Genomic DNA, 2684 nt, shown 5'->3' with positions numbered 1-2684 from the left:
CGCGGGCTTGACCGGCAAGATCCGAAAGGGACGACCTAGGTCCGGCTCACGCGTCCCAGAGGGTCCCGAAGGACAGCAGTTCGGAGCGGTATTCGATGCCGCCCTCCCAGTCGCGGGGCCAGGCGTCCGCGCCGAGGTGGGCGCCCGCGAAGGCGCCGGCCAGGCAGGCGAGGGAGTCCGAGTCGCCCGAGGTGCAGGCCGCGCGGCGCAGGGCCAGGAGGGGTTCGTCGGGGAAGAGCAGGAAGCAGTGGAGGGCGGTGGCCAGGGCCTCCTCGGCGATCCAGCCCTCGCCGGTGGTCAGGCAGGGGTCGGTCTCCGGGGAGGGGGTGCGCAGGGCCGCCGCGAGCCGGTCGAGGACGGCCAGGCAGTCGTCCCAGCCCCGGGCGATGAAGGACTCCGGGGAGGCGTCGGAGGCGGTGCGCATCCAGAGGTCGCCGAGCCAGCGCTCGTGGTAGCGGGTGCGGTTCTCCAGGGCGTACGAGCGCAGCCGCCCGACCAGGCCCGTCACCTCGGTGCCCTGTGCCAGGAGGTGCACGGCGCGGGCGGTGAGGTCGGAGGCGGCGAGGGCGGTGGGGTGGCCGTGGGTGAGGGCGGACTGGAGCTGGGCGGCGCCCGCGCGCTCCTCGTCCGTCCAGCCGGGGACCAGGCCGACCGGTGCCACGCGCATGTTGGCGCCGCAGCCCTTGGAGCCCACCTGGCTGGCGTCGCGCCAGTCCCGCGCCGGGTCGTCGAGGAGGCGGCAGGCCACCAGGCAGGTGCGGCCGGGGGCGCGGTTGTTCTCCGGGGAGTGGTACCAGTCGACGAACTCCTCGCGGACCGGCCGGGTCAGGCGCAGCGGGCCGACCCGGCCGCGTTCGGCGGCCGTCCGTATCCCGCGGGCCAGGGCCAGGGTCATCTGGGTGTCGTCGGTGACGATCGCCGGGCGGGGCAGCCGCATCTGCCGCCACGGCCCGGTCTTGGCCAGGATGGAAGGGACGTCGTTGAACTCGGTCGGGAAGCCGAGGGCGTCGCCCAGGGCCAGGCCGATCAGGGCGCCGGTCGCGGCGCGCTTGGGGGCGGTCACGGGGTCGGTCCTTCCGTGGGTCGCAGCAGGGGCGGGTGGAGGGGGGTCGCCGGTCCGGCCCGGTAGAGGGCGGCCGGTTTGCCGCGGCCGCCGGTGAGCCGGGCGCCTCCCGGGACGGCTTCGACGAAGCCGGGCGTGGCGAGCACCTTGCGGCGGAAGTTGGGGCGGTCGAGGCCGGTGCCCCAGACCGTCTCGTAGACGGCCTGGAGTTCCCCGAGGGTGAACTCGGGCGGGCAGAAGGCGGTGGCGAGGCAGGTGTACTCCAGCTTGGAGCCGACCCGCCGGCGCGCGTCCGCGAGGATCCGCCCGTGGTCGAAGGCGAGCCCGGAGGCCTCCCCGACCGGCACCCAGCGCGCCCGGTCGGCGTCCCCGCCGCCTTCCTCGGCCGGCTCCGGCATGTCGGGGACGAGCGCGGTGAAGGCCACGGAGACCACCCTCATCCGGGGGTCGCGGTCCGGTTCGCTGTAGGTGCGCAGCTGCTCCAGGTGCAGGGCCCCGACCAGGGCGGGCGGCAGGCCCGTCTCCTCGGCGAGCTCGCGCAGCGCCGCCGTCTCGGCGGACTCCCGGGGCAGCACGAAGCCGCCGGGCAGCGCCCAGGCGCCCGCGTACGGTTCCTGCCCGCGCCGGATCAGCAGGACGTGCAGGGCGCCGCCGCGCACGGTGAGCACGGCCAGGTCCACGGTCACCGCGAACGGCTCGAAGGCGTACGGGTCGTAGGGCGCGGGGTTCACCGGCGCTCCGGAAGGGGTGCCGTGAAGTGCCAGCCCTCGGCCAGCAGACCGTCCACCGCCGCCACGGCCTGCTCCAGCCGCGAGCCGCGGTCACCGCTCACCACCAGGAAACGCCTCCCGGTGCGCGCGAGTTCCCGCCGGAAGCGGGCGGTCATCCAGGGTCTGAGCTCCGGCCCGTCGCGCAGGCCGTCGTCCTCGAAGGGGACTCCCTCGTGGTCGGTCAGCAGGTACAGGTCCCGCCGGGTCCGCGCGGCGATCCGCTCGACCTCGCGGTTGCGTCCGCCGACGTAGCGTTCGTGCCAGACGCCCGTCGCGAAGGAGTCGGTGTCGCAGAACAGCACCGGCGAGCCCAGGCGGGCGGCCCGGTCCTCGTTCTCGTCCTGCCGCCGGGCGATGACGGGGAACTCCCGCGAGGTGAAGGTCATGTGCTCCCAGGAGGCCGCCGGGTCCACCGCGCGGGCCGCGGCCAGCTTCTCCTCGCTGTACTCGCGCCCGTACTCGGCGACCCAGCCGGTCTTCGCCCACACGCCGCCGCGCCGCCGGTAGTGCGCGGCCAGCTCCCGGGAGAGGGTGGTGGTCCCGGTGGACTCGGCGCCGAGCACCACGACCCGCCGGGTCAGCGCGGCCCGTACGGCCGGCCCCAGGTACTCCCAGCAGCCGGCCGGGTCCGCCCGTACGGCCGTCCCGGAGACCGGGAACAGGCTGCGCGCCGGGTCCACGAGGACCTCCTCGGCGCCGAACCGCCGGGCGAGCTCGGTGCCGTACTCCTCCGAGGTGAACACGGCGTCCACGGGCCGGCCCACCGCCGCCCGGAAGACCTTCATGTGGGCCTCCCAGATCTCCGGGTCGTGCAGGTCGACGGGGATGTCGTCGACCGCGCCGACCACGTC

Annotated in this window: 3 protein-coding genes; all 3 read right to left on the bottom strand. The window is 75.5% G+C overall.

Annotation, left to right across the window (positions count from 1 at the left end):
- Positions 1 to 46 precede the first annotated feature (46 nt).
- Positions 47 to 1063 (bottom strand): ADP-ribosylglycohydrolase family protein, encoded by a 1017-nt coding sequence (locus tag VR44_RS38515; RefSeq protein WP_045952337.1) that lies wholly within the window; start codon positions 1061 to 1063, stop codon positions 47 to 49.
- On the bottom strand, positions 1060 to 1827 hold the full coding sequence (locus VR44_RS38510; protein WP_169791093.1) for an NUDIX hydrolase: 768 nt from the start codon (positions 1825 to 1827) through the stop codon (positions 1060 to 1062). The genes VR44_RS38515 and VR44_RS38510 overlap by 4 nt, the downstream gene beginning before the upstream one ends.
- A partial coding sequence (locus VR44_RS38505) for an AAA family ATPase (RefSeq protein WP_045952335.1) occupies positions 1791 to 2684 on the bottom strand: 894 nt, incomplete at its 5' end. The genes VR44_RS38510 and VR44_RS38505, both read right to left, overlap by 37 nt.

The organism is Streptomyces katrae, from assembly GCF_000966975.1.
Classification (GTDB): domain Bacteria; phylum Actinomycetota; class Actinomycetes; order Streptomycetales; family Streptomycetaceae; genus Streptomyces; species Streptomyces katrae.
Note: the sequence above shows the minus strand (reverse complement) of the source record. Positions and strands in the feature narration are given on the sequence as shown.